The sequence below is a fragment of the Planctomycetota bacterium genome, assembly GCA_035574235.1.
Classification (GTDB): Bacteria; Planctomycetota; MHYJ01; order MHYJ01; family JACPRB01; genus DATLZA01.
This window is the reverse complement of the sequence record DATLZA010000007.1, coordinates 1-25,004: the sequence shown is the minus strand read 5'-3', so window position 1 is coordinate 25,004 and position 25,004 is coordinate 1. Positions and strand designations below refer to the sequence as shown.

At 71.5% G+C, this 25,004-nt stretch carries 18 protein-coding genes; 9 read left to right on the top strand and 9 right to left on the bottom strand.

The window, feature by feature from the left end; genetic code table 11:
- Window positions 1-474: hypothetical protein (locus VNO22_00345; protein HXG59797.1), on the bottom strand; the 474-nt coding region annotated here is incomplete at its 3' end.
- Between the two features lie 151 nt (window positions 475-625).
- Here VNO22_00345 and VNO22_00340 point away from each other — a divergent pair.
- Genes VNO22_00340 through VNO22_00330 form a run of 3 tightly spaced genes read left to right on the top strand, consistent with a single transcriptional unit; the run spans window position 626 to window position 5,234 of the window.
- On the top strand, window positions 626-1,144 hold the full coding sequence (locus tag VNO22_00340; protein ID HXG59796.1) for a sigma-70 family RNA polymerase sigma factor: 519 nt from the start codon (window positions 626-628) through the stop codon (window positions 1,142-1,144).
- Window positions 1,141-2,766, top strand: coding sequence for a DNRLRE domain-containing protein (locus VNO22_00335; protein ID HXG59795.1), 1,626 nt, complete (start codon window positions 1,141-1,143; stop codon window positions 2,764-2,766). The genes VNO22_00340 and VNO22_00335 overlap by 4 nt, the downstream gene beginning before the upstream one ends.
- 17 nt (window positions 2,767-2,783) lie before the next feature.
- Entirely contained in the window at window positions 2,784-5,234 is a 2,451-nt protein-coding gene (locus VNO22_00330; GenBank protein ID HXG59794.1) for a hypothetical protein, read from the top strand.
- On the opposite strand, the gene VNO22_00325 is transcribed toward VNO22_00330, so the two are convergent.
- Window positions 5,213-7,597, bottom strand: a complete 2,385-nt coding sequence (locus tag VNO22_00325; GenBank protein ID HXG59793.1) for an SUMF1/EgtB/PvdO family nonheme iron enzyme — start codon at window positions 7,595-7,597, stop codon at window positions 5,213-5,215. The two genes, VNO22_00330 and VNO22_00325, sit on opposite strands and share 22 nt — an antisense overlap.
- 46 nt (window positions 7,598-7,643) lie before the next feature.
- Here VNO22_00325 and VNO22_00320 point away from each other — a divergent pair, with 46 nt between their 5' ends.
- The 5 genes from VNO22_00320 (at window position 7,644) to VNO22_00300 (ending at window position 16,801) form a co-directional block, all read left to right on the top strand.
- Entirely contained in the window at window positions 7,644-8,036 is a 393-nt protein-coding gene (locus VNO22_00320; GenBank protein HXG59792.1) for a response regulator, read from the top strand.
- A gap of 165 nt (window positions 8,037-8,201) precedes the next feature.
- Window positions 8,202-9,587, top strand: a complete 1,386-nt coding sequence (locus VNO22_00315) for a DUF1501 domain-containing protein (GenBank protein HXG59791.1) — start codon at window positions 8,202-8,204, stop codon at window positions 9,585-9,587.
- Between the two features lie 3 nt (window positions 9,588-9,590).
- A complete protein-coding gene (locus tag VNO22_00310; protein ID HXG59790.1) occupies window positions 9,591-12,029 on the top strand; it encodes a DUF1553 domain-containing protein in 2,439 nt (812 codons plus the stop codon).
- Window positions 12,030-12,035: 6 nt separating this feature from the next.
- Window positions 12,036-15,533 (top strand): c-type cytochrome domain-containing protein, encoded by a 3,498-nt coding sequence (locus VNO22_00305; protein HXG59789.1) that lies wholly within the window; start codon window positions 12,036-12,038, stop codon window positions 15,531-15,533.
- Window positions 15,534-15,598: 65 nt separating this feature from the next.
- Window positions 15,599-16,801, top strand: a complete 1,203-nt coding sequence (locus VNO22_00300; protein HXG59788.1) for a CotH kinase family protein — start codon at window positions 15,599-15,601, stop codon at window positions 16,799-16,801.
- On the opposite strand, the gene VNO22_00295 is transcribed toward VNO22_00300, so the two are convergent.
- From VNO22_00295 to VNO22_00285, 3 genes are all read right to left on the bottom strand, one after another.
- Window positions 16,798-17,769, bottom strand: coding sequence for a ParB N-terminal domain-containing protein (locus VNO22_00295; GenBank protein HXG59787.1), 972 nt, complete (start codon window positions 17,767-17,769; stop codon window positions 16,798-16,800). The genes VNO22_00300 and VNO22_00295 overlap by 4 nt on opposite strands.
- A 71-nt stretch (window positions 17,770-17,840) precedes the next feature.
- Window positions 17,841-18,026 carry a hypothetical protein gene (locus VNO22_00290; GenBank protein ID HXG59786.1) on the bottom strand — a complete coding sequence of 62 codons (186 nt, stop codon included), beginning with the start codon at window positions 18,024-18,026 and terminating at the stop codon, window positions 17,841-17,843.
- Window positions 18,027-18,124: 98 nt separating this feature from the next.
- The gene (locus VNO22_00285) at window positions 18,125-18,517 is read right to left on the bottom strand and encodes an Rrf2 family transcriptional regulator (GenBank protein ID HXG59785.1); all 393 of its coding nucleotides are present in this window, start codon (window positions 18,515-18,517) and stop codon (window positions 18,125-18,127) included.
- Between the two features lie 271 nt (window positions 18,518-18,788).
- Here VNO22_00285 and VNO22_00280 point away from each other — a divergent pair, with 271 nt between their 5' ends.
- Entirely contained in the window at window positions 18,789-20,357 is a 1,569-nt protein-coding gene (locus tag VNO22_00280; protein HXG59784.1) for an aldehyde dehydrogenase family protein, read from the top strand.
- Here the strand turns inward: VNO22_00280 and VNO22_00275 are convergent.
- The 4 genes from VNO22_00275 to VNO22_00260 all read right to left on the bottom strand — a co-directional run bounded on the left by VNO22_00275 (window position 20,317) and on the right by VNO22_00260 (window position 24,899).
- Window positions 20,317-20,844, bottom strand: coding sequence for a hypothetical protein (locus VNO22_00275; protein ID HXG59783.1), 528 nt, complete (start codon window positions 20,842-20,844; stop codon window positions 20,317-20,319). The two genes, VNO22_00280 and VNO22_00275, sit on opposite strands and share 41 nt — an antisense overlap.
- A gap of 23 nt (window positions 20,845-20,867) precedes the next feature.
- Window positions 20,868-22,487: a GMC family oxidoreductase gene (locus VNO22_00270; GenBank protein HXG59782.1), complete on the bottom strand. Its 1,620-nt coding sequence runs from the start codon at window positions 22,485-22,487 to the stop codon at window positions 20,868-20,870.
- A complete protein-coding gene (locus VNO22_00265) occupies window positions 22,484-22,873 on the bottom strand; it encodes a hypothetical protein (protein ID HXG59781.1) in 390 nt (129 codons plus the stop codon). Before VNO22_00265 ends, VNO22_00270 begins: the two co-directional genes overlap by 4 nt.
- A 97-nt stretch (window positions 22,874-22,970) precedes the next feature.
- A complete protein-coding gene (locus VNO22_00260; GenBank protein HXG59780.1) occupies window positions 22,971-24,899 on the bottom strand; it encodes a hypothetical protein in 1,929 nt (642 codons plus the stop codon).
- Between the last annotated feature and the right edge of the window lie 105 nt (window positions 24,900-25,004).

The following is a 25,004-nucleotide window of genomic DNA, read 5'->3' as shown; positions in this document are numbered from 1 at the left end:
AGGCGAGGGCGCCTCCCGCCATTCCAGGGGAATCGTGATCCCGCGCGTCAGCCAGTACCCCGCCCCCCGGGCGATCGAAAGAAACCCCAGGGTCGCGATGAAGGGCGGGATCCGAAGCTTGCCCACGAGCAGACCGTTGAGAAGTCCGACGCCCACCCCCGAAGCCAGGCCCAAAAGAAGCGCCGCCGGCGCCGGCCAGCCCATCCGCGCGTACGCGTACCCCAACGCCACGCCCGAAAGCCCCATGACCGAGCCCGACGACAGATCCACCCCTCCCGACAGGATCACCACGCAGGCCCCGATCGCCGCGATCCCCACATAGGCGCACTCGCTCAGCACGCGCCCCAGCCGGTCGGAGAAAACGAAGGACGAGCCGGAATGAACGCGCGAGGCGATCTCGCACGCCAGGATCATCGCCCCGAGAACCAGCGCCGTTCCGAACTCGCGGGTACGCCAGAAGCGCCATCCGGTCATCGGCGCCCTTGTAACCCCTGCCGCTCCGGCCGGTCAAGCAAAACGGCCGCCCCCGCGGGGTAGACTGAAGGACGGCCGGGCCGGATCCCCCGATTCATTTTTTTCGTCAGATTCCGCCCCGCCGGTCCCGTTATCCGGTGGAGGAGACGCCATGGAAACGCGGTTCGTCAAGCTCCTCATGGAGCACCGTTCGATGCTCCACAGCTTCATCTACGCCCTGCTCCGGGATCCCCATCTGACCGAGGACGTCCTGCAGGAGACCGCGGCCGTTCTCTGGTCCAAGTTCCCTGAATTCGCCCCGGGGACCGATTTCGGAGCCTGGGCGCGCGGGGTGGCCTGGCGGGAAGTCCTGGCCGCCCGGCGCCACGAGGCCCGCGCGCACCGCCATCTGGACGAGGAGTGCGCCCGCCGGATCCTGGCCGCCTACGAACGGCGCGCCGCGGACGTCGCTCCGTCCTCCCATCGCGCCGCCCTCCGCGAATGCCTGGAACGGATGGGGCCCCCTCTCCGGGAAGTCATGCACGGCCGCTACGCCCTGCACCTCTCCAGCCGCCAGCTGGCGGAACGTTTCTCCAAAACCGCCCAGGCGATCGACGCCCTCATCTACCGGGCCAAAAAGCTCCTCTCCGAATGCGTCCGCTCCCGGCTGGCCGGCGAGGAGGCGCGATGAAGGACGATCCCCTCGATCTCCTGATCCACGCCTGGTTCGAAGGCCGAATCACGCCCCACGAGGAACGCCGGCTCTGGGAGGCCGTCCGGACCGACCCGAAGGCGGCCGACCGATTCGTGGAGATGGCGGAACTCGAAAGCGGCCTCGTCGAAGCGATGAGGGCCGCGGCCGAGCTCCCCGCCGGAGTCCGCCTGCCCGGCCGAACTTCGCGCCGTCACCGCCTTCCGCGAACCGCCCGCCGCGCCTCTCCGTGGGCGCCCTTCCTGGCCGCCGCGGCCCTCTTCGCGGCGGCCCTCGCCCTGGCGGTCGCCGGCACGCGCCGTCCGGAACCGGCCCCCGACGTGGCGCACCGGCCGCCTCCGGCCGCCCCGCCCGAAGAGCCGCCCCCCGCCCCGCCGCCTCTCCCGGAACCCCGGCGGCCCGAACCTCCGCGTCCGCCGGCTCCCGAACCCGGTCCCGCGCCCGCGCCCACCGCGCGTCCCCTCGATCCTCCTCCGCCGCCGGGCGGCACGCCCGATCCGCCCCGCCCCGCGCCGGCGCGCGAAAACCCTCCCGCGCCGCCGCCTTCCACGGAATCCCGAAGCGTGGTCGCCACGCTCGAACGGGGAACTCTGAAGGCCGGATCCCGGAACCTTCGCGCCGGACAGACCGTCTTCGCCGGCGAATCCCTCTCCGCCCCCTCCTCCGACGCGGCGCTCCGCCTGGAGGATGGAACGCTCCTGGAACCCGCGCCCGGAGCCGCGATCGCCGAGCTGCGGCGCCGGGCGGTCCTGCTGACCGAAGGCTCCCTGCGGGCTTCGGTGGTCCGCGCCCCCGCCGCGCCGTTCATTCTGACAACTCCCCACGCCGAGGTGCGCGTCCTCGGCACCCTGTTCGTCGTCTCGGTCGCTCCGGACGCCACCCGCGTCGAAGTCGAGGAGGGCAGGGTCCGCGTGCGCCGGCTGCCCGACGGACCGGCGGCGGACGTCGCGGCCGGCCAGGTCGCTTCGGCGGGCCGAAGCGGCGCGCCCTCCGTGCGGCCTTTGATCCGTACCCGCTCGTTCCAGGACGGCGTCGCCCCCGCACCCGACTACGCGGGGACGCGCGACACGACCCTTTCGATGCGCGAACCGGCCACGAACTTCGGCGCCCGCGAGATGCTCGGCCTCTACCGCGCCGCGGACAATCATCAGGTCGCGCTGATCCGGTGGGATGTTTCGTCCATCCCTCCGGGAAGCCGCGTCCTCGCCGCGGAAATCACCGTCTGGGTCACGGGTTCCCTCCAGGGGGCCGACTACCGCGTGTACGAGGCGCGGCGTCCCTGGGAGGAACGGGAAGCCACCTGGAAGTTCGCCGCGTCCGGCCAGGCGTGGCAGATCCCCGGAGCTCAGGCGGATCGCGACCGCGGGGCGCGCCCGCTGGCGGCGCTGGCTCCTCCGCAGCCGGGCTTCTATACGTTCGCCTTGAACGACGCGGGCGTGGCCCTGGTCCAGTCCTGGGTCCACGCGCCGGCCGCCAACCACGGAATCGTGATCGCGGGCGCCGCCCCGGCCCCCGGCTGGGAATTCAACGCGCGCGAATCGACGCCTCCCGACCGCCGGCCGCGTCTCACGGTGACCTACCACCCGCCGGCGCGGCGGTGATATTTCGGAGAACCGCGATGAAGACGACGCTCCTCGCCTTTCTGGGGGTCCTGGGAGCCGGAGCCGCGGCGGCCGCCCAGGTCGGCGATCCGCAGCTCGAAACCGACGATCCTTACTACCCCGGCGAAGGCGCGATGTCCACTCCCTCCCGCGCCGTCGCGCACGCCTTGAGGGTCCCGCGCGGGGCGCTGGGAAATACGAGCCCCCGGGACAAGCTCATCCGCCTCTTCCTCTGGAGGGCGGAACACTACGCTCATCTCACCTCGCCGGCGGTCTACAACCTTCCCGGCGTGAAGCCCGACCCTTCCGCGGACCACCCCCTGATGACCGACTACGACGCGATGCGCGCGCTCTTCTCCTACGCCTGGGGGCTCTGCGGAACCAATCACGCCCAGATGCGCCCCTTCGTCGAAGCGCTGGGATGGACCGACCGGCGCCGGGCGCTCGTCGGCGACACGGGCTACGAGGTCCATGTCGACGGCGGCTGGCGGTACGTCAACACCGACCAATACACCCTTCATTTCCTGGCCAACGATCCGGCCGCTCACTTCGCGTCCCTCGACCAGGTCATCGGAACCAACCATCATTACATCGAATGGAATCCGGACCTCGGCATGGGATACCGACTTCCCCAGGCCAACACCCACGGCGGATACCAGGATTTCAACGGCGTCACCGGCCTCGTTCCGAACCGCTCGCTTCAGTGGCGCGACTATTACCAGAACGTCTGGAAGCCCATCACGACCGGAGCGGGCAATTACAAAATGTACGGCGAGGGCTACACCGCGACGCCGGTCACCTGCCGCCTCAAGCGGGGCGAAACCTTCACCCGGTGGCTTTCCCCGACGGGCGTGGTGACGGACTTGGGCCTGCCGGGCCTTCTCTGGTGGGGCTACAACTCGGGCGACCTGGGCGCCGGCGACAACGGCCCCTACGCGGAGTGGTCGTTCGTCCAGAACGCCCCCGCCCGCGACGAAGTCCCCGGCGGACCGGAGGAATCCCGCGGCCGCCAGCGCTGGGGGAACGCCTGCTTCGACTGGCAGCCCAGCCTCGCCGCCGGCGAACACCTCGACGGGGCGGCCGCCGTGACCGGGACGCTCGCGACGGGAGGAACTCCGGCGCTCCGCTCCACGGGCGCCTCGAGCCTCGTCCTGGAGCACTATTCTCCATACACCATCGCGGCCCGCCCCACCGACGGCCGGGATCCCGCCAACGCGGCCACGGATGGGGCCGTTCTCAGCGCCTCCGCCGTGGGAACGATCGGCGTGGAGATCTCGGTCAACGCCGGCGCTTCCTGGACGTCCGCGGGAACCCTCTCGGGTCCCTCCGCGCGGCTCGACTTCACGGACCTCGTGAAAGGCCGCAACGGCTATCTTGTGCGGCTTTCCTTCGACGACGGCGAGGGGCTCGACAGCCTGCGCCTGCGCACGATCACGATGCTCAGCCAGGCCGTCTATCCGAACCTCAAGAACGGCACCGCGCAGGTGACCTACTCGTCCGGCCGGTCCGGGGCGATCGATCTATCCCCGGATCTCTGGAGCGCCGCGACGGCCGACTCGACCACCGGGTACGTCCGCAAAGTGGGCGACTCCGGAAACCTTTCGGCTCTCTACTACTCCGGCGGGACGATGGCTTATCAGTCCACCAACAACCAGCCGATATCGATCACCTGCCGGATCTCGCTCCCGCCGCAGCGGTCCGCGGCCGGGGCCACCCTGCGGACGATCCACGCGGCCGCCAATTATCAGATCCGTGTTCCGCCTCCCGCCGGAGCGTACGGGAAGATCGAGATCGCCCCGGACGCCGCTGGCCCCTGGACCCAGATCGCCTTCTACGCGCCCCCTTCGGATAACGAGCTCAGTTCCTACTGGGCCTACGGGTCCAGCGGCCCGACCGCCCTCGGCGGAACAAGTTACTACGTCCGGTTCACGACGTACAACGGCGGGTACACCTCGGGCATCCGCTTCCTGAGGCTCTACGCCACCTTCGCGGAGCCGGCGACCTCGTCCCCCCTGATCGTCACGTACCATTGGAACAACGGGGCCGAGCGCAGCCACACTTATACGGTGCCCGCCGGGTCCGCTCGCGAGAGCTGGACGATCTCCACGGGCTCTTCCGTCGTCCAGCGCAAGGTCGTCCTCCAGGTGCCCTCCCAGGCGGCCGCCGCCGACGGGGACGGCGACGGAATGTCCAACGCCTTCGAAGCGACCCATGGGTTCGACGCGGCGGTCGCCGATCAGGACGCCAACGGCCGCCTCGACGGCCAGGACGACTGGGACGGCGACGGACTCGCCAATGCCGCCGACAGCACTCCCGGCACGCCCCCGGCGGGAAGCGCCGGAGCGGACGGCGACCGCAGCGGGGGAGGCGGCTGCGGGGCGCTCGGCCTGGAGGCGCTTCTCGCGCTCCTCCTGGGGAACCGGCGCGGGGGCGGACCTTCGCGGTTTCAGCGCGCCGGCTCGAAGTAGGTTCCGTAGCCGCCGATCAGATTCCGGGCCAGCCAGAGCCGATAGTGCCGGTCCGCGCGCGCGGTCACCCGCCGCGCGCCCGGCGGCGCGGGATTCGTCACCACGTGAACCGCGAAGCGGCCGTCCGCTCCGGGCCCGGCCAGGACCACCTCGTCCCGGAAATCCCCCCAGAGATCCGCCACCATCACGACGCGCGCGCGCCCCAGGTCCCCGACCGGCGGGCCCGCCCCCAGCGGGACCACGCGGGACCCGTCGAAGCGCCCCACCGTGCGGCCGTCCGGCGAAACCAGCTCCCGCCCCGGACCCCCATCCCATTCCACCGGCTTCCAGCTCACCTCCAGGCCCTCGAAAAGCACCCGGCCCGAGGCCGAAAAAAGCACCGTGTCCCGCCCCGGATGCCCGTCCCGGTTCGTGAAGCACTCGATACCCGGCGACCCCTCCCAGACGTCGGCCACCCAGCCGTGATGGGCGTGGGTCCAGCGGCCGTCGTCCTCTCGATTCGCCTTCCAGAGGACCTTTCCCGTGGAGGCGTCCACGAGATACGCGCCCGCATGGCGGCTCGATTCCACGGCATAAAACACCTCCAGCCCCGGCCGCTCCGGCAGAAAATCCCGGATCGCGACGATGTCCGGATGTTCCCGGTAAATGGACCACCGCACCGTGCCGTCCGGATTCAGACACGTCGTGCCGTCGAAGACCTCGTCGCGCCCGTCGCCGTCCACGTCGGCGACCTCGATGCGATGAGAGCCGCTGCCGTTGGTGGCGCCGACGCTGCGGAACTCCCAGATCTTTCGGAGCTCCGGATCGAAGGCCACGAAGACCTCGTTCTCGTAGAGCCCCGTCTGGGTGACGATCGCGGGACGCTTCCCGTCCAGATACGCCACCGCCATGTGGATCCGCGTGGAGGATTTCGCGAAGTCGGTCAGCATCTCGGGCCAGGGAACGGCCCGCAGAAGCTTCCCGGAAAGCCCGTCCAGCACGCCCAGACAGGGCCGGCCGCCGTCCTCCACCCGGGCGATCACCTCCGCGCGCCCGTCGCCGTCGAGATCGTAGACGTTCACCGGAGCGTTGTTCGCGCTGCCGAAGCAATGCTCGTGGCGGAGAAGAGGACGCCTCCAGAGAAAACGGCCGTGGCTCGTATACGCTTCCAGCTCCACGGGCACGCCGGGATCCTGCGACATCTCGGTGCACCCATTGTCCAGCCGCACGACCAGGTCCGGCAGGCCGTCCCCGTCGAGGTCCCCGAAGCCCGGCACGCCGCCGGTCGGCCGGGGAGGCACAAGAACGGTTCGGACGGCCGGCCCGGGCGACGCCCATTCCGAGGAGGGCCCTTCCGTGCCGTCCGGTCCCACGGGACGCACGCGATAAGACCACGCCGGTTCGCCCTCGAGGCCCGCGTCCTCGAACGCCGTGGCTCCCCTCAGGGGCTCCGCGTTCCGGCGGAATCCCTCTTCCGATCGCCGCCGCGTCCGGTAGACGTTGAAGGCGACGTCCGGCGGATCTTCCGGAAGAAGGGACCAGCTCAGAACGACCTTCCCGGATCCGGCCGTCACGGCGACCAGGCGGCGGACGCGGATGTGGAAATTGGGCGCGCCGGGTCGCGGCTCGCGCGCGACGCGAAAGCCGAGATCCGGGTGGCGCAGGCCCGGCGAAGCGCTCCCGCCGGCGCCGCACCGCAAGGCCGAAGCCGGCCTCGCCCAACTGCCCCCCAGAACGCGGGTCTCGAGATCCACGGGAGAGTCGATCCGATACTTGAAGCGGACGGTTGCAGGATCCGGCCGGGTCAGGACCATCTGCCAGACGTTGCCGGCCATGTCGTAAAGACCGTATCCGTTGGGAGCAAAGGAGCGTACGGGCTTGAGGTATTTTTTCCAGGCATCGTACAGACGCTCCTCGCCCGCCGGGGCGAACGCCGCCCGACCCGCGGGATCGTCGTTGCCCCACGGATAGACCGCCCGATCCAGGCCGCCCCGCGCCGCGTATTCGAATTCCGCTTCCGTGGGAAGCCGGTAGACCCGCCCTTCCGCCCGCGTGCGCCACCGGCAATAGGCGTCCGCGTCGTACCGGTTGACGTAGACGACCGGATGATGCTCGAACCCGGCCGGCACGCGCCCCCCTTCCCAATGGACGGGCGCGGGATGCCCCGTGGCGGAAACGAAGCGCGCGTATTCGGCGTTCGTGACCGGATGGTCCAGAAGCTCGAAGTCCTCCACGCGGGCCGGGACTCCCGCCGCGTTCCGGAAGGTCCCGCCGACGATTCGCACGAAACCTTCCGCATCCGCACGCGGCCGCTCCGCCGGCCGCCAGGGATCCGCCGACTGACCGCCGCACGCCAGAGCCGACGCCAGGACGAAGAACATCATCTTCGAATCCCTCCATCGCCTCCCTTCTAAGCTACACTCATGAAGGGTGGGGCGACCTAAGACGATCCTCGTGGTGGACGACGATGCGCGCCTCCGCCGCTTCGTCGCTCGACTGCTCCGGCGGGCCGGATATCGCGTCCGGACGACCGCCGATCCCTCCCGCGCCCGAACCCTGGCGGCCCGCCTCCGCCCGGCGCTGGTGATCCTCGACATCGTCATGCCGGGCCTCGACGGACTGGAGGTGGCCGGCCGCCTGCGCGCGGATCGTCGCACCCGCCCCATCCCCCGGATGTTCCTGACCGCCCAGCCGCCGGGCGACCACATCGAGGAAGCCCGCAGCGTCCAGGCCCAGGCTTACCTTCGCAAGCCGTTTCGACCGGAAGCGCTTCTAGACCTGGTGGAGAGAATCATGGCCTCCTCCAACGGAGAGCTCCCGTGAGCCTTCCGAAGCCCCCCGCCGAAGCCCTCATCCTCCCGTTCAGGGGCGGGAGAGGAACTCAAGGATTCTTTTTTTACACCGAAAAACGCCTCCGGCGGGAAATAGCTATAGAGGAAGCGCAAGGGTAGCGTTTCGGGACTGCCATTTCGCGGGGGTGGAAGGGCCATGCTCAAGTTTTCCTCCAAAGGCGCGGTCCACGTGTGCGACCATGGACCGTCGCGGCGCGATTTCCTCCAGGTGGGAGCGCTGGGCGCGATCGGCTTGAGCCTGCCGGGCTTCCTCCGGGCCCAGGAGCACGCCCGAAAGGAAGGCCGGCCCCCGCGCGACGAGCGCTCCTGCATCATGATCTTCAACCTCGGCGCGCCCAGCCAGATCGACACCTTCGACCCCAAGCCCGACGCGCCCGCCGAGATCCGCGGACCCTTCCGGACCATCCGCACCACGGCCCCCGAGATCCAGCTTACCGAGATCCTCCCGCTCCACGCGAAAGTCGCCCATAAGTTCTCGCTCGTCCGCAGCGTCTACCACACCGCCGCCGCCGTCCACGACACGGGCCATCAGATGATGCAGACCGGACGGCTCTTCACCGGGGGAATCAACACCCCCCACGCCGGCTGCGTCGTCCAGTTCCTCCGCGGTTCGCGCAACGAGCTGCCCGCCCACGTGATCCTCCCCGAACCCATGGGGCCCACCGGCGGCAACCTCCCTCACGGACAGGACGCCGGGTTCCTCGGCAAGGCCTACGACCCCTTCGTCCTCAACGCCGACCCGTCGCAGGCCGACTTCAAGGTTCCCGACCTCCTGCCGCCCCGCGAAATCGGCGAGGCCCGCCTCGAGCGCCGCCGCACGCTCCGCGAAGTCGTCGAGCAGACCGTCCGGAAGTTCGAGGCCAGCGAGAACGCCGAGCTCATGGACGCCAACTTCGCCACGGCGTTCCGCCTCATGACGAGCGCCCGGGCGCGCGAAGCCTTCGATCTCTCCAAGGAACCGCCCAAGGTCCGGGAGCGCTACGGAATGACGCGCTTCGGGCAGTGTTGCCTCCTGGCCCGCCGCCTCATCGAGGCGGGCGTGCGCTTCGTCACCGTCAACACCTTCATCACGGTCTTCGACGAGATCACCTGGGACATTCACGGATCCAAGCCCTTCACGTCGATCCAGGGCATGAAGGACATCGTCGCCCCCATGTACGATCAGGGGTACACCGCGCTCCTGGAGGACCTCGACCAGCGCGGGATGCTCGGGGACACGCTGGTCTGCTGTCTTTCGGAGTTCGGGCGCACGCCCCGCATCAACCCGGCCGGCGGCCGCGACCACTGGCCCCAGTGCTGGACGATTTCGTTCGCCGGCGGCGGGGTCCAGGGGGGACGCGTCATCGGCGCCTCCGACGAGATCGGCGCCTACCCGGCCGAACGCCCCGTCACGCCCGCGGACGTCGTCGCCACGATCTACCACAGCCTCGGCATCGACCTCGAGGCGCACCTGCCCGGGCCGGCCGCGCGGCCGTTCCCCGTGGTGGATTTCGGCGCCAAACCCATCCTGGAGCTTTTCTAGGCCATGATCCCGCTTCTTCTCGCGACCCTGGCGGCCTCCGGCCCGGACAGCGGCGAGATTTCGATCCTGCCGGGCGAGATCGTTCTCTCAGGTCGCGAGGCCCGCCAGAGGATCCTCGTCGAGCGCGTTCGCGAAGGCCGGTTCGCCGGACCCGTCGAGGGGGACGTGACGCTCGAGACGGCCGACCCGCGGGTGGCCCGCGTGGAGGGAGACCTCGTGCTCCCGGTGGCCGACGGCGAAACGGTCCTCACGGCCCGCGCGGGCGGGCGCCAGGCCCGCGCGCGGATCCGCGTGCGCGACATGGGACGCCCTTTCACCTGGAGCTTCCGCAACCACGTGCAGCCCGTCCTGGCCCGCTACGGCTGTTCCACCGGCCCGTGCCACGGCGCCGCCGCGGGAAAGAACGGCTTCCGCCTGTCCCTGCGCGGCTACGACGACGAGGGCGACTACCTCGCCCTCACCCGGCACGCGCTGGGCCGCCGCATCGATTACGCCGACCCCGCGCGAAGCCTTCTCCTGCTCAAACCCACGGGCGCCCTTCCCCACAAGGGCGGCCTCCGGTTCACCGCGGATTCCCGGGAGTATCGCGTGCTCGCGGAGTGGATCGCCGCCGGCGCGCCCGGGCCGCGCCCCGAGGATCCCCGCATCGTCCGCCTCGAAATCCTCCCGCCGCGCGTCATCCTCCAGCCCGGACAGGAGCAGCGCTTCGTCGTCCTGGCTCATTTCTCCGACGGATCCGTTCAGGACGCCACCCCCTGGGCCAAGTTCACCGGGTCCGACAGCACCGTGGCCGTGCCCGACGAGGACGGCCGCACCCGCGTGGCCGGCCCCGGCGAAGCCGCCGTCACCGCCTGGTACCTCCAGAAGATCGCCATCGCCACGGTCACGGTGCCCTATCCCCATCGCGTTTCGCCCGACGTCTTCGCTTCCGCGCCCCGCCGGAACCTCGTCGATGACCTCGTCCTCGAAAAACTCCGCGAACTCAACCTTCCCCCTTCGCCGCGGGCGTCGGACGAGGAATTCCTCCGTCGCGCTTTCCTCGATACGATCGGAACGCTTCCCACCGCCGACGAAGCCCGCCGGTTCATCGCCGACCGGGCTTCCGACAAGCGGGACCGACTCATCGAGGAGCTTCTGGCGCGGCCCGAGTTCGTCGATTACTGGGCGTACAAGTGGTCGGATCTCCTCCTGGTTTCCAGCCGCCGCCTGCCGGGTCCCACGATGTGGGCCTACTACACGTGGATCCGCACCCAGGTGGCGGCCGACACCCCCTGGGACCGCTTCGTCCGGCAGATCGTCACCGCCCGCGGCGGAACGCTCGAAAACGGCGCCGGAAGCTTCTTCCTTCTGCACGACGACCCCACCGAAATGGCCGAAACCGTCAGCCAGGCCTTTCTCGGCATGTCCATCCAGTGCGCCAAGTGCCACAACCATCCCATGGAGAAGTGGACCAACGACCAGTACTACGCCTTCGCCAACCTCTTCTCCCGCGTGCGCGCCAAGACCGTGGGACGTCCCGGCAACGTCGTCCTCTTCAACGCCCCCGAAGGCGAGCTCCTTCAGCCCCTCAAAGGCCGTCCCCAGCCCCCCGCCCCCCTCGACGCGGAACCCCTCCGTTTCGACGATCCCCGCGACCGCCGCGAGGTCCTGGCGGACTGGCTGACCGCGCCGGAGAACCCCTACTTCGCCCGGTCGATCGTCAACCGCGTATGGGCCAACTTCATGGGCGTGGGCCTCGTGGAGGCGGTGGACGACATGCGCCAGACCAACCCGGCCTCCAACGACAAACTTCTGGCGGCCCTGGCGAACCATCTCGTCGAGCGGAAGTTCTCCCTCAAGGACCTCATGCGGCTCATCCTGCGCTCCGAAACGTACCAGCGCTCCAGCCGCCCGCTCCCCGAGAACGCCGCCGACCGGCGTTTCTACGCCCGTTACCTTCCGAAGCGCCTCATGGCCGAGGTCGCCCTCGACGCCCTCAGCCAGGTCACCGGCGTCCCCACCCGGTTCGTCGGCATCGGGGCCGACGGCCGCAAGGGGGGCGAGTTCCCCGTGGGGCTCCGCGCCCTTCAGCTCCCGGATTCGAGCGTGGACTCCTACTTCCTCAAGTCCTTCGGCCGCGCCGAGCGCATGATCACCTGCGAGTGCGAACGCAGCGCCGAGCCCAGCATGGCCCAGGCGCTCCACCTGGCCAACGGCGAAACGCTCAACCAGAAGCTCCGCGCGCCCGGCAACCGTATCGAAAAACTCCTCGCCTCCGGCGCCTCGGACGCCGAGGTGATCGAGGACGCGTACCTCTCGGCGCTTTCCCGCTACCCGACCGAGGAGGAGAAACGCCGCATCCTGGCCGTTCTCTCCGCCGCCGGGCCGCGGGGACGCCGGGAGGCCGTCGAGGACCTCTATTGGAGCGTGGTTTCGAGCCGCGAGTTCCTGTTCAACCACTAGAGCGCCATGAACCCGTTTCTCGCCGCCGCCGCGCTGGCTCTCCTCCAGACGCCGCCCGCGAAGAGCGACCCGCCGTCCTATGCGGACGTCCAGGAGATCTTCCGCCGCCACTGCGTGGGCTGCCACAACGCGAAGGAACAGAAGGGCGCGCTCGTTCTCGAGAGCTACGAGGCGCTCAAGCGCGGCGGAGAAAACGGCGACGCCTTCATCCCCGGAAAGCCCGACGAAAGCCTTCTCGTCCGGCTGGTCGAATTCAAGGCCCGGCCCTATATGCCCCCTCCGAAGAAGGGCCGCCGGCTGGAGCCGGGCGAGGTGGAGATTCTCCGCGCGTGGATCGCCGCCGGCGCTCCGGCCCCGAAAGCCGGGGAGCTCCCCCGGCGGGTCTCCGCCGCCCCCCGGATCCTTCCCCAAGGACCGCCCCGGAAGTCCGTCTTCGCGCTGGCCTACGAGCCCCGCGCGCGCCTTCTGGCCGTGGCCCTCCCGGGCGTGGTGGAACTCCGCTCGGCCGAAACCCGCGCCCTCCTGCGCCGCCTTGAAGGCCATGCCGGTCCTGTCCACGACCTGGCCTTCGCCGCCGACGGCGCGACGCTCGCCGCCGCCTCCGGTTCGCCGGGCGCCTCCGGGGAGGTCGTCCTCTGGAATCCCGCCGACGGGACCCGCCGGCGGGAGTTCCGCGGCCACGCCGACGCCGTCTACGCCGCGGCCCTCTCCCCGGACGGAACGCTTCTGGCCACCGGAAGCTACGACCACAAGATCCTTCTCTGGGACGTCGCCACGGGAGCCCTGCGCCGGGAACTCGAAGGGCACAACGAAGCGGTCTTCGATCTCGCCTTCCGGCCCGACGGCCGGATCCTGGCCTCCGTGAGCGCCGACCGCACCGTCAAGCTCTGGGACGTGGCCGGCGGGCGCCGCCGCGATACGCTGACGGAATCGACCAAGGCCCTCCAGGCCGTGGCCTTCTCGCCCGACGGCCGCCACGTCGCCGCCGGGGGCGTGGACAACCGCGTGCGCGTCTGGCGCGTGAGCCCCGACGCCGCCGAGGGAACCAACGAGATCGTCCACTCCACCTTCGCGCACGAGGGCGCGATCCTCCGGATCGCCTACTCGCGCGACGGAAAGCTCCTGGCCACGTCCGCCGAAGACCGCACGGTGAAACTCTGGAACGCGGCGGACATGACGCCGCGCGCGGCGCTGGAGCCGCAGCCCGACTGGCCGTCCGCGCTCTCGTTCGCCCTGGACGACAAGGCGCTGGTCGTCGGGCGCCTGGATGGATCGCTCGGGTTCTACTCGGTGGCCGACGGCAAGCCCCTTCCGGCCCCGAAGCCGGAGCTTGCCGCCCTGGAGCCGCGCGGCCTGCGCCGGGGCGACGCCGTCCGGGCGCGGCTGGCGGGAAAGAATCTCGCCGGGGTCGCCGAGGTGCGGGTCCACGGCGCGGGCCTCAAAGCCGCGCTCCTCCCCGACAGCGGACCCGATTTCGTGTGGATCGAGCTCGCCGCCGCCCCGGAGGCGCCGATCGGGCCGGTGGAGCTTTCCGTCCGCACCGAGGCGGGCGAGAGCGGCCGCCTGGCCGTCCATATCGACGACCTTCCGCAGGTGCCGGAGCGGGAGCCCAACGACGCGCCCGCCCAGGCCGTCTCCGCGCCGCTCCCGGCGAGCTTCTGGGGAACGCTCTCGTCGCGCCTGGACGCGGATCACTTTGCCTTCGAAGGTCGCGCCGGGGAACAGATCGTCCTCGACGTCGCCGCCCGGCGCCTGGGATCGAAGGCCGAGATCGTCCTGGCGCTTGCGGACGCTTCCGGGCGGATTCTCGCCAGCAACGTGGACTTCGAGGGGGAGGCCGATCCCCTCGTGGCCTACACCCTGCCCGCCGACGGCCGCTACACGGTCCGCGTGGCGGACCTCCAGATGGGCGGCTCGCCGGAGCATTTCTACCGGCTCTCGGTCGGCCGCCTGCCGCTCGTGACCGCCTGCTATCCGCCGGCGGTGCCCGCGGGCCGCGAAAGCCGCGTGCGGCTGGTGGGCTACAACCTTCCGCCGGACGCGTCGGTGACGCTCGCGCCCGCGCGACCGGGCGAATGGGACCTGCCGCTGGAGCCGGGCCGGACCCGCGTCCGCCGCGCCCTCAAGGTGCTGGCCACGGAAGGCCCCGAGGTTCTCGAGGCGGAGGACAACGACGCGCCCGCCCGGGCCATGCCGATTCCGGCCCCTGGAGCGGTCAGCGGCCGCTTCGACCGCGCCGGGGACGCCGACCTTTACCGATTTGAAGCCCGCCGCGGCCAGCGGTGGGTCATCGAGACCCAGGCCGCCCAGCGCGGATCGCCGGCCGACACGCGCGTGGAGATCCTGGACGCCGCCGGGCGGCCCGTTCCGCGCGTCCTCCTGAGGGCCGTGCGGGATTCGTACATCACCTTCCGCCCCGTGGCGTCGGACGCCCGTGGAGCGCGGCTCTGGCAGTGGGAGGAGATGGACCTCGACCAGTACCTCTACATGCAGGGCGAGGTCGTCCGCCTTTTCCGCGCCCCGCGGGGTCCGGATTCGGAGTGGGACTTCTACGCGCTCGGGGGCAAGCGGATCGCCTACTTCGACACGAGCCCCACGGCGCACGCCCTCGACGAGCCCTGTTACATCGTGGAACCCCACCCGCCGGGGTCGACCTTCCCGCCCAACGGGCTGCCGGCCTTCACCCTGGTCTACGCCAACGACGACGACTCCCTTCGGCAGCTCGGCACCGATTCCCGCCTGCACTTCACCGCGCCCGCGGACGGCGCGTACCTCGTGCGCGTCACCGAAACGCGCGGCTTCTCGGGCGACCGCTACGTGTACCGCCTGATCGTGCGCGAAGCGCGCCCCGACTTCCGCGTGCGGATCGAGGGGGCGGACGCCCGCATCCCCGCCGGGAGCGGCCGGGCCTTCACCGTGCACGTGGACCGGATCGACGGGTTCGAGGGACCGGTGAGGATCGATGCCGAGGACGTTCCCGCCGGGTACCGGGTCTCGACGCCCCTGGTCGTCGAAGCGGGGCACTTCCAGGCGGAGGGAACGGTGTTCGTCGAGGCCGACGCGCCCAAGGCGCCCGCCGGCCGCCCGCGCCTCACGGCGCGGGCCGTCGTGGACGGCCGGGAGGTCGTCCGGGAAGCCGGCGTCCTCGGCCCGCTCGTGCGGACCGCGCCGCCCCGGATCCGCGTGTTCCTCGAGCCGGAAGGCGGCGCCGGGAGCGAGATCGTCCTGGAACCCGGCAAGCTCGTCCCCGCGAAACTTCGGATCGAACGGCTCGATTTCGGCGACCGGGTGACGTTCGAAGTGGAGAACCTTCCCCACGGGGCGATCGTGGCGGACATCGGCCTCAACGGCGTCCTCATCCCCGAGGGCCAGACGGAGCGGAAGATCTTCCTCCAGTGCGCCCCCTGGGTTGCCCCGACGGAACGCCCGGTCTTCGCCCGGGCGCGGGAAGTCGGCAATCCCACCTCCAAACCCGTGACGGTCAAGGTCGCCGCCCGGCGCTGACCGGGCCCGTAACGAATCCGGTTCCGGCCGCTCCACTTGTTGGGGGGGGAACGACCGTCGGCCGGATGAGAAGGGTGCTGGGCGTTCTCGGAGCGGCGCTCCTGGCGGGCTGCGGGGACGGCTCGGAAGGCGCGCCATCCCGGGCGCAGGCCCTCGGACCGGAGGGGGGCCCCTTCGACGAAGCGCGGCTTTCGTCGTGGGACCTCGAAATGGCCCCCGCCGATTGGGAGGCCATCGTCGCCGCCCCCTTCGACAACGCCTGGAGGCGTTGCACCGTGATATGGGGCGGACGGGCGTACCCCGACGTCGCCGTGCGGCCGAGCGGCAAGCGCACCCGGATCCCCGGAAATCCGAAGCCTTCTCTGCGCCTGAAGTTCGACCTCTTCGTCCCGGGACGCGAGCTTCACGGCGTCAGCAGCCTGCGCCTGGACGCGATGACCCTCGACCCGTCCATGATGCGGGCGCGTGTCCAGTACGGAGCCTTCAACGCCTTCGGGATTCCCGCGCCGCGGTACGCGCACGCCCGGGTTTCCGTCAACGGCGCCTCGAAGGGCCTGTACGGCGTCGAGGAACACGTGGGGCGGGAGTTCCTGCGCCGCCGGTTCGGCCTCCCGGTGGGACAGCTCTACCGATGGGGTCCGCACGGCCTGGACCTCGACTGGAGGGGACCCGACCCGGCAATCTACGTGCCCGGAACGCTCGAGGCGCAGCTTTCGGAACTCCCGCCCGGCGCGGAGGCGGTCCGCGACCTGGCGTACGCGGTGACTCTGGAGCCGGACCGGGCGGGGGCCGTCTTCGACGTCCCGCAGTTCCTGCGCACCCTCGCCGTCGAGACGCTGCTCGGGGAGACGGACAGCTACGTCGCCGGTCCGGAGGGACGGCAGAGCTTCAATCTGGGGCTCTACCGGCCGCCGCAGACGGGCCGCTTCGTGCTTGTCCCTTGGGATCAGGACCAGGGATTCTGGCGCGCCGAGACGGGGATCACGGCGTGGTTCGAGAACCGCGTGCTCACGCGGAATTTCGTTCTCGCGCGTCCCGACGGCTTCGAGGAATACCGCCGCCGTCTCCGGGAGCTCCTGGCGGGGCCGTTGTCTCCCGAATCGTTCCGCGCGCGCGTGGACGCCATCGCCGCCCAGATCCGGGAGGCGGTGCGCGACGACCCGGTCAAGCCCTTCACCCTGGACGACTTCGACTGGGCGGCCGGGAACCTGAAGGCGTACTTCGAGGCGCGCGCCGCGGCGTTTCGAGCCCAGCTGGGGGGATTTTAGGCGTCCGCTTCCGGGGGCGGCCCGGCGGCCGCGGAGAGATCCTGAGGACGGACCGACGCGGGATCGAACTTCGCGGCGCGGCGGAGGACCTCGTCGAGAGCTTCCTCGAAGGCGGGAACGGATTTACCGAACCGGAAGGGATCCAGGCGGGCCATGACGAAGGCTTTGAGGTAGGGGCTCTTGAGTCCCCGGGCCTGGAGGGCCTGAACGATCTCGGCGACCCGCGCGTCCAGTCGGGCCACCTGGGCGGCGCGGCGCTCGCGGAGGCCCAGCGCCTCCGCCAGGGGCCGCTCGATCCATCCGTCCGCGCGTTTCAGAAGCGGCTGGTAAGCGCCGCCGCTGAAGCGCCCGTTCTGCTCGTAACAGACGCCCAGGGTGGCCAGAAAAGGCTCCTCGAACTCGAGGGCGTGATCGGCCTCGGCGCCGGAGGTTCCCGCGGCGACCCGGGCGCGGTAGAGGCGGACGACCTCGAGCGCCTTTTCCCGCAGATTGTGCGCCTTCTCGACGTTGAGGGCGAGGATGCGGTACTGGACCTCCGCGTCGGGCACGACGAGCGCCGTCACGGCGCGGGCGCCCAGGCGGTTCAGCGCCTCGAGCCGGTGGCGGCCGTTCGGAGTCCACCAGCCGCCCTGGGGCGCGGCCACGGCGATCACGGGATCGAGGAAGAGCCCGAGCTTGCCGATCGTTTCGGCGAGCCTTCGGGCATGGGCTTCGGAGAGATCGCGCTGGAACGGAGTGGGGGCGACCCGGGCCAGGGGGAGCGCCGCCAGGACGAGCGGACGGCCGCCGAGGGGGTCGCGGTAGGCCGCCAGGACCGCTCCCCCGTCCGCGCGGATGCGATCCAGGAGAGGTTCCATCTCGGCGCGGTCGGCCTCGAGGCAGTCGGCGGGGGAGAGCCCGCGGGAGGCGGGCTCGGGCCGGGCGCGGCGGCGGGTCGCGCGGGGGGCGCCGGAATTCTTTCGGGCCATGCGTCCTCCGGGATGGGAGCGGAATTATACCGGGAGCGCGGCCCCGGGGCGAGCGCGCCAGGGAACGGCGCTCAGGCCGGTTCGCTGCGGACGCGGACCTCGCCGGTTTCGCGGTAGACCTCGATCCGGGTGGCACGCCCGCAGACCGCGCACGTGCGGACGTGGACGCCCTCCTGGATTTCGAAGGGGCGTATGCCCCGGCCGCAATGCCGGCAGGGAATGGACACCACGGAGCCGACCTTGAGGGGATCCGCCATAGGGGTCATCCTCGCTCGGGCCTTTCCGCCCGCGGGGGGATCGGAATGGTGTAATTACTACCTTCATTGCGATTTTATGTAAAGGAAAAGAGGCCGGCTCACGCCAGATCGCTCAGGCGGACGGCCCGGAGCTCCCGGGCCATGCATTCCTGAGCGCGGCGGACGGCGCGGGTGAGGCGGCAGGCGGTCCGGGAGGGGCAGTGGCTGCGGCCGAGGAGGCAATCCTCCTGAATCCCGGGTTCGCCCAGGACGCGGAGCACTTCGAGCACCGACACCGTGCGGGCGGGTCGGGTCAGGACGAAGCCGCCCTTGGCCCCCCGCCTGGACCGCACCAGGCCCGCCCGGACCAGGAGCCCGAAGATCTTGCCCAGGTGCTTCTCCGGCACGCCCCAGCGGTTCCGGATTTCCGACAGAGGCACCACCCTCCGGGGCCGCGCCGCCAGATAGGCCAAACCATAAAGCGCGTAAAGACTCGTCTTGGACAGCTTCATGAGGTTTATCCCCCGGCGGCGGTCCGTTCCGCCGTCCGAAGATCCGGCGCGCGCCGTCCGGCGCGCCTTCGGGATCGGAAGGGGGTCCCTTATGGTATGAACCGGAACCCAATCTGTATAGAACTATATGACGGGGCGGAACTCCGGACGGCGGCGCGCCCCGCCGACGCCACGCGAGGATACGACACCGGCGGAACGCCGTCAAGCAAATTTGAATTGCGAACGGGAGGCGCGCTTCCCGGCCGACCGCCTCCCCTGCTAGAATGCGCCCGTGATCCCTTCGGCCGGCACGCCCCGGAATCCGGCCACCGGAGAGCCGCTCGGGGAATCCCCGTCCTCTTCCCCGGAGGACATCCGCCGGACCGTCCGGCGCGCCCGCGACGCTTTTCCCGCCTGGGCCGCCCTCCCGCCCCGCGAACGCGCCGCCGCCCTCGAACCCCTCCGGCAACGTCTGGCCCGCCGCGCCGAAGCCCTCGCGCAAACCCTCGCCCGCTCCACCGGGAAGCCTCTCGTCGAAGCGTATTCCTCCGAACTCATCCCCGTCGCCCATCTCCTGCGCTACTTTTTGCGCCGCGCCCCCGCCCTCCTGGCCCCCCGGAGACGCCGACTCGGAATCCTCGACTGGACCGGCCGCCGCTCGTTCGTCGAACGCCGCCCCGTCGGCGTCGTGGCCGTCCTTTCCCCTTGGAACTACCCCTTTTCCATCCCTGCCGGAGACGCGATCCTCGCTCTCCTGGCCGGTTGCACCGTCGTTCTCAAACCCAGCGAACGCACCCCCCTCGTGGGCCGCGCCCTTGAGGAGTTTTTCGAGGGACTCCCGCCGGGCGTCTTCTCCGTCGTCCAGGGCGGCCCCGAGGCCGGCGCCGCTCTCGTGGAAGCCGGACCCGACCGCGTCGTCTTCACCGGAGGCGCCGCCGGCGGCCGCCGGGTCCTGGCCGCCGCCGCACCCCACCTCATCCCCTGCACCCTGGAACTCGGCGGCAAGGATCCCATGATCGTGCTCGCCGACGCTCCCTTGGAGCTCGCCGCCGAGGCCGCCGTCTGGGGCTGCTTCACCAACGCCGGCCAGGTCTGCGCCTCCGTCAAGCGCGTCTACGTGGAACGCGTCATCGCCGACCGCTTCCTCGACCTCGTCGTCCGGGCGACCCGCGCCCTCCGCGTGGGCGACCCGCTGGACCCCGGAACCGACGTGGGCGCCCTCATCTCCGAAGCTCACCTCGAGCGCGTCCGGGACCAGATCACGCGGGCCGTGGCCGCGGGCGCGCGCCTCCGGACCGGCGGGCGACGCGTCGATCGCCCCGGCTTCTTCCTGGAACCCTGTGTCCTCGAGATCGAAGATCCCGCCGCCGCCTTCCTGCGCGAGGAGGTCTTCGGCCCCGTCCTGGCCGTCTGCCGCGTCTCGGACGCCGACGAGGCCGTGCTCCGCGCCAACGATTCCCCCTTCGGGCTGACGGCGAGCGTATGGACGCGGGACCTCGCGCGCGGCCGCGCCCTCGCCGCGCGCCTTCAGGCGGGCACGGTGCTCGTCAACGAATGCACCTACGCGCACGCCCTGGCGGAAGCCCCCTGGGGCGGCGTGAAGGAAAGCGGCTTCGGACGGACGCGCGGGCACGAGGGTCTTCTGGAATTCACTCAGGCGGTCCATGTCCACGAGAACCGCAACCTGCGGGCGCGCTCCCCCTGGTGGTTCCCCTATGACGCCGCCCTGGCCGAAGGGCTCCGCGCGACCCTGCGCTTCTACGCGGAAGGAGGCCTGCGCGCGCTGGTCCGGCTCCTGAGGCGGTTCCCGTTCTCGCGGCTCAAGCCTCCTTCGGAGGAGGCCCGGGGGGCTGAGGATTGAGCGTCCGGGGACGCGCCAGCCACCAGAGAAGCCCCGTCGCTCCGAGCGCCACCGGCATGGCCCGGTGAAAGAAGGAAAGCGCCGCGGGAGGCACCTCCACCCCCGCCCGGAAGCCCTCGATCGTGGTGACGGTGTTGTAGCGCGGCCACTGCCAGACCAGAAGCGCCGCCTGCGCCGCCAGCCCCGCCGCCGGCGCGATCCAGGCCGTCCCCGGACGCCGCTCCTCCAGCTTCCGAGGGGCCACGTACCCCAGAAGAAACGGCGCCGCGTAAAGAACGAAGATGACGACGGGCACGATCGCGGGAACGTCCCGAGGATTCACGTAGTATCCCCACATCCAGTCCGGAAACCGGAGGTATGCGGCGACCGGGACCCCGACCCCCGCCACGGCATACGCCGCGACGGCGCACGCGAACGTCCGCGTGGCGAACAGGGGACCGTCGCGCCGCACCCACCAGCCGAAGGCGGCGCCGATCAGAAACAGCATGGGCGCATCGACGAGGAAGGTGGCTAGGCCCTCCTAACTCCCGAATCCTGCGAATCGCCCTCTCCCGATCCCTTGACCGCCGCCGCCGTTACCGGAAAAACGGGCGCGCGACCGAGCCTCGCCAGAATCCCCGCCGCCACGTGCGTGGCGAACGCCATGATCGAAACCTGCGGATTCGTGCCGGGCGTGGACGGCAGAAGCGACGCGTCCGCCACGTAGAGGCCGCGGAGGCCCCACACCTGCCCCCAGGGATCGACCACGCCCCGATCGGGCGAATCGGCCATGCGGGCGGTCCCCTGCGCGTGGTACGCCGAAAGCTCCAGGTCCCCTCCCGAGGGCCGCGCCTCCCGGAGGCGGCGGACGTCCGCCTCCGACGTCAGGACTTCGAAACCGCGGATCGCAGTGAACACCTTCCGCGCTCCGGCGGCCCGAAGAATCTCCGCCGCGACCGCCGCCGCGCGCGCCAGCCGGGCGGCATCCGACCGTCTCAGCCAGTACCAGACGAGCGGCCACGCCGCCGGGCGGCCCCACGGACGGGCCAGCACCCGGCCTTCGCTCTCTTCCAGAACCCGGTAGCCCAGCATCCCGAGGTGATTGTACCGATCCATCACCGCCTCAAGCGCCGCCCCCACCTCGGGCAGGGACGGACTCATGAGCGACGGCGGCACGAAGATGCCCTCGATGGAGAATCCCTCCAGGAGCGACTCTTCGAGATGGTACCCCTGGGGCACCCCTTCCCAGCCGCGGACTTCCTCGTCGAAAAGCCCCACCACCCGCGAGGCGGGATGGATCCGAAGGTGCGCGCCGAGCCCGCGACCGAGCCGTCCCCGGACCGGCGCCAGAAGAAGCGGCGTGTGCATCGCCCCGGCGGCCAGGACCACCACGGAAGCCCGGAACTCGACCTCGAACGGAGAACCCTCGCGCGGCCGCAGGACCGCCCGCACCCCGGCCGCCCGCCGACCCTCGACGACGACGCGCTCCGCCCGCGCGCGCACGAAGAGCCGCGCCCCCCGCGCCAGCGCCCGGGGGACGTACGACAGATGCGTGGCCTGTTTGGCGTCGTTGGGACATCCCAGAAAACACCGTCCCGCCCCCCGACATCCCCGGGCGGCCCGATGAAGCACCGCCGCGCGCAGCCCCGCCCGCTCCGCCCCCCGCCGGAAAATCTCGCCGTTCCGCCCCAGAAGCGGCTCGGGAACCGGCGCCACCCCGAGCCCTTCCTCCACGCGCGCGCAGTATCCCTCGAGCCCCCGCGAAAGCTCCCAGAGCCCGAACTCCTCGCGCCACCGCTCGACCGCCTCCGGAAGCGCCCGCAAGGCGGTCCCCGAGTTGATGACCGTGGTGCCCCCGACGCAACAGCCCGAAGGGAGAAGCACTGAGGCGTTTCCGGTCGTGAACGTGAGACCTCCCTTGCGGTACAGCATCCGGATCGCCTCGAGCGCCGAGACGCTCCCATAGTCGCGCGCCGTCCGGTAGTCCCCCTCCTCCAGGAGCGCCACCGACAGGCCGCCCTCCGCCAGCTCGCGCGCGGCGGCCGCCCCGCCCGCCCCGGTGCCCACCACGACGGCGTCCGCCTCGATCCGCGCCCTTCCCCGCGCGCGCTCCGGGTCCCACACGCGATCCCGGAACTCCTCGGCACTCACGGCAGCCACCTCGGCGTGTAGCCCACCCGCCGGGCGGCCGCGCGCTCGTCATACGTGGCCGCGAGCACCAGAAGCTTGAGCAACAGGAAGAGCTGCCGCGCGGGGGCCAGGCGATGGCTCATCCAGAGGCGTACGTAGCGCCGCCGCGCCCGCCACGGAAGGCGCGAGAAGTGCTCGAACCGCCCGCTCCCCGTCCGCAGAAAAAGCGTCCCCCACTCGAGAAGAAAAAGCGCCGCCCGGAAAAGGAGTCGCACGGCGGGAGAAGCGGACGCGAGGATCGCCCGCACGCGCTCCGCCAGGGCGTCCGATCGGAACGCCGGCCGGTCCAGGAGCGCCGCCGCCAGCGCCCCGAAGATCGCGCGTTCCCGGCCCACCAGAACTTGCATGGCCGACGCCCCCGCTTTCCTTCTAACGTCGCTGCGGGCGGGCGGATTCCCCCTCCGCCGGGCCTCCACGAGGAAGACGGGATTCCGCGAGGGCGGGTTACGCGGAAGGGCCGGCGGCCACCGGACGGGCCTCCGCGCGATAGACCGTCCAGCCGTCGCCCGCCGCGACGTCGCGCGGCGTCAGAAGGAGGGCCGCCGTGAGTTCGTCGGAGACCGCCCGGATCCCGGCCCGGAGCGCCCGCAGCGTCGCGTCGTCCGCCTCGCCGGCTTCGACGATAAGGATCCGCAGCGGCGCGCCGCGCACGAGAAGGACCGCCGCCGTCAGCGCCGCCGAGAACAGGCACCATTCGCCGCCGCTCAGGGCCTGCGCGGGCACCTCCCCGTCCGCCGGCGTCCGCCAGCCCACGCGCAGCCGCCCCGCGCCGGCCTCGAAAAAGGGCGTCTCCTCACGGCCCGCCGCGCGGAGGAAGGCGATCATCGTCCGGAGCAGCGGCCCTTCGGTCGCCGCGCTCACCTCGCGGTCCCTCCGCCGGGCCAGCGCCCCCTCGAGGGCCGTGACCGCCTCGCGCTCGGCCCGCAGCCGCGCCGCCTCGCCCTCCAGGCGGTCCCGCTCCCTCCACGCCGACCCGGCCGCCGCCCGTTCCCCCAGCTCCCGCCGGATCTCGTGCAGCCTTTGATGGAGCCGCGCCGGATCCCCGGGCGGCTCCGGCTCCGGATCCCCCTCGAGATCCGCCCGCCGCGTTTCGAGCGTCTCGCGGGCCCGGCGGGCCTCCTCCACGGCCGCCGCCGTGCGCCGGTCCTCTTCCTCGAGCGCCCGCCGCCGCGCCTCCTCGGCCGCCCGTCGCCGGCGACGCTCCGCTTCCGCGGACCCGAGGGCCCTCCGGCGGCGGAGCTCCGCCTTCGATTCCCGCAGCGCCGCTTCCGCCAGCTGCGAAAGCCGCCCCGCCAGGGCCAGCACCCGATAGAGCGGATACGACGCGCCCCGGCGTGCGATGTCCTGAAGCTCGGCGGCGATCCGCGCCGCCTCCGACCACGGGGAGCGCTCCAGCCGCTCCTCCTCCTCGACGATCGCACGGAGCGCCCGCTCGGCTTCCTCGACTTCGGGCGAGGGGACCTCCGGCGCCGTCTCGCGCGGCACGCCCGCGCGGCGGCGCGCCTCGAAGTCGCGCCGGGCCGCCTCCGCCGCCTCCTCCGCCCGACGCGCTTCCTCGAGCGCGGCCCGGAGCGCCTCGAGTTTCTCCCGCCGGGTCCGGCGAAGGAGCGCCTGCGCCTCCAGCAGCGCCCGCTCCCGCTCCAGCCGCTCCTTCTCGGCTTCCAGGAAAAACGTCCGCTCGGGGTCCGCCTCCGGCAGGCGCGAGAGACGCTCCTCCGCCTCCCGGAGGGCCTGCGTCTTGCGGTCGAGCTCGCGGCCGATCCGGCGCCGCTCCTCGCCCATCTCCTCGATCGCCGCCGCCAAGCCCCCTTCCCGGAGCGTCCGGGCGAGCCGGGGGACGTACGCCTCGAGAAGATCCCGGCCGGCCTCGCCCACGCGGGCGGACGCCCGGTCGAGCGCTTCGCGGAGGACCTCCCCGGCCGAGGGCGTTCCGGCGGCCAGGAGCGCGGCGATCCGCGCCTCGCGCTGGGCGGGCGGCGCCTCCAGAAGCCGGCGGATGTCCAGACTCTCGGCGACGTCCAGCTCGTCCCGTCCGAACAGGCGCAGGATCTCCCGTCCGTGCCGTTCCACGCCTCCCTCGGACAGCCACGAGCATTCCGCCCGGGAACGGTAGCCCTCCGGCGTGGCCTGGAGGGAGCGGGCGATCCAGCGCCCGTCGTCGAGCGTCAGATGGGCGGACATGAGACCGCCGCGCATGAGAAGCGCCGTGTCCTGGGGCCGGCGGCCGAGCGCGGGAACGTATCCGAGGGCCAGGAAGCGGAGGGCTTCCGCCACCGTGGACTTGCCCGAAGCATTGGGAGCGGAAAGGATCAGCCGCCGCTCGAGGACGAGGTCCTGGTCGAACGCCTTGATGCCGTGCGTCCGCAGTCTCATGGATCCTCCCGGCGCACCCAGCGGCGGGGACGCGGCGGCGCGGGAGCGGCGGCCGGCGGACGGCCGGCGACGGCGGAAGCGGCGCGCGGCCGGGGGCAGAGGCGG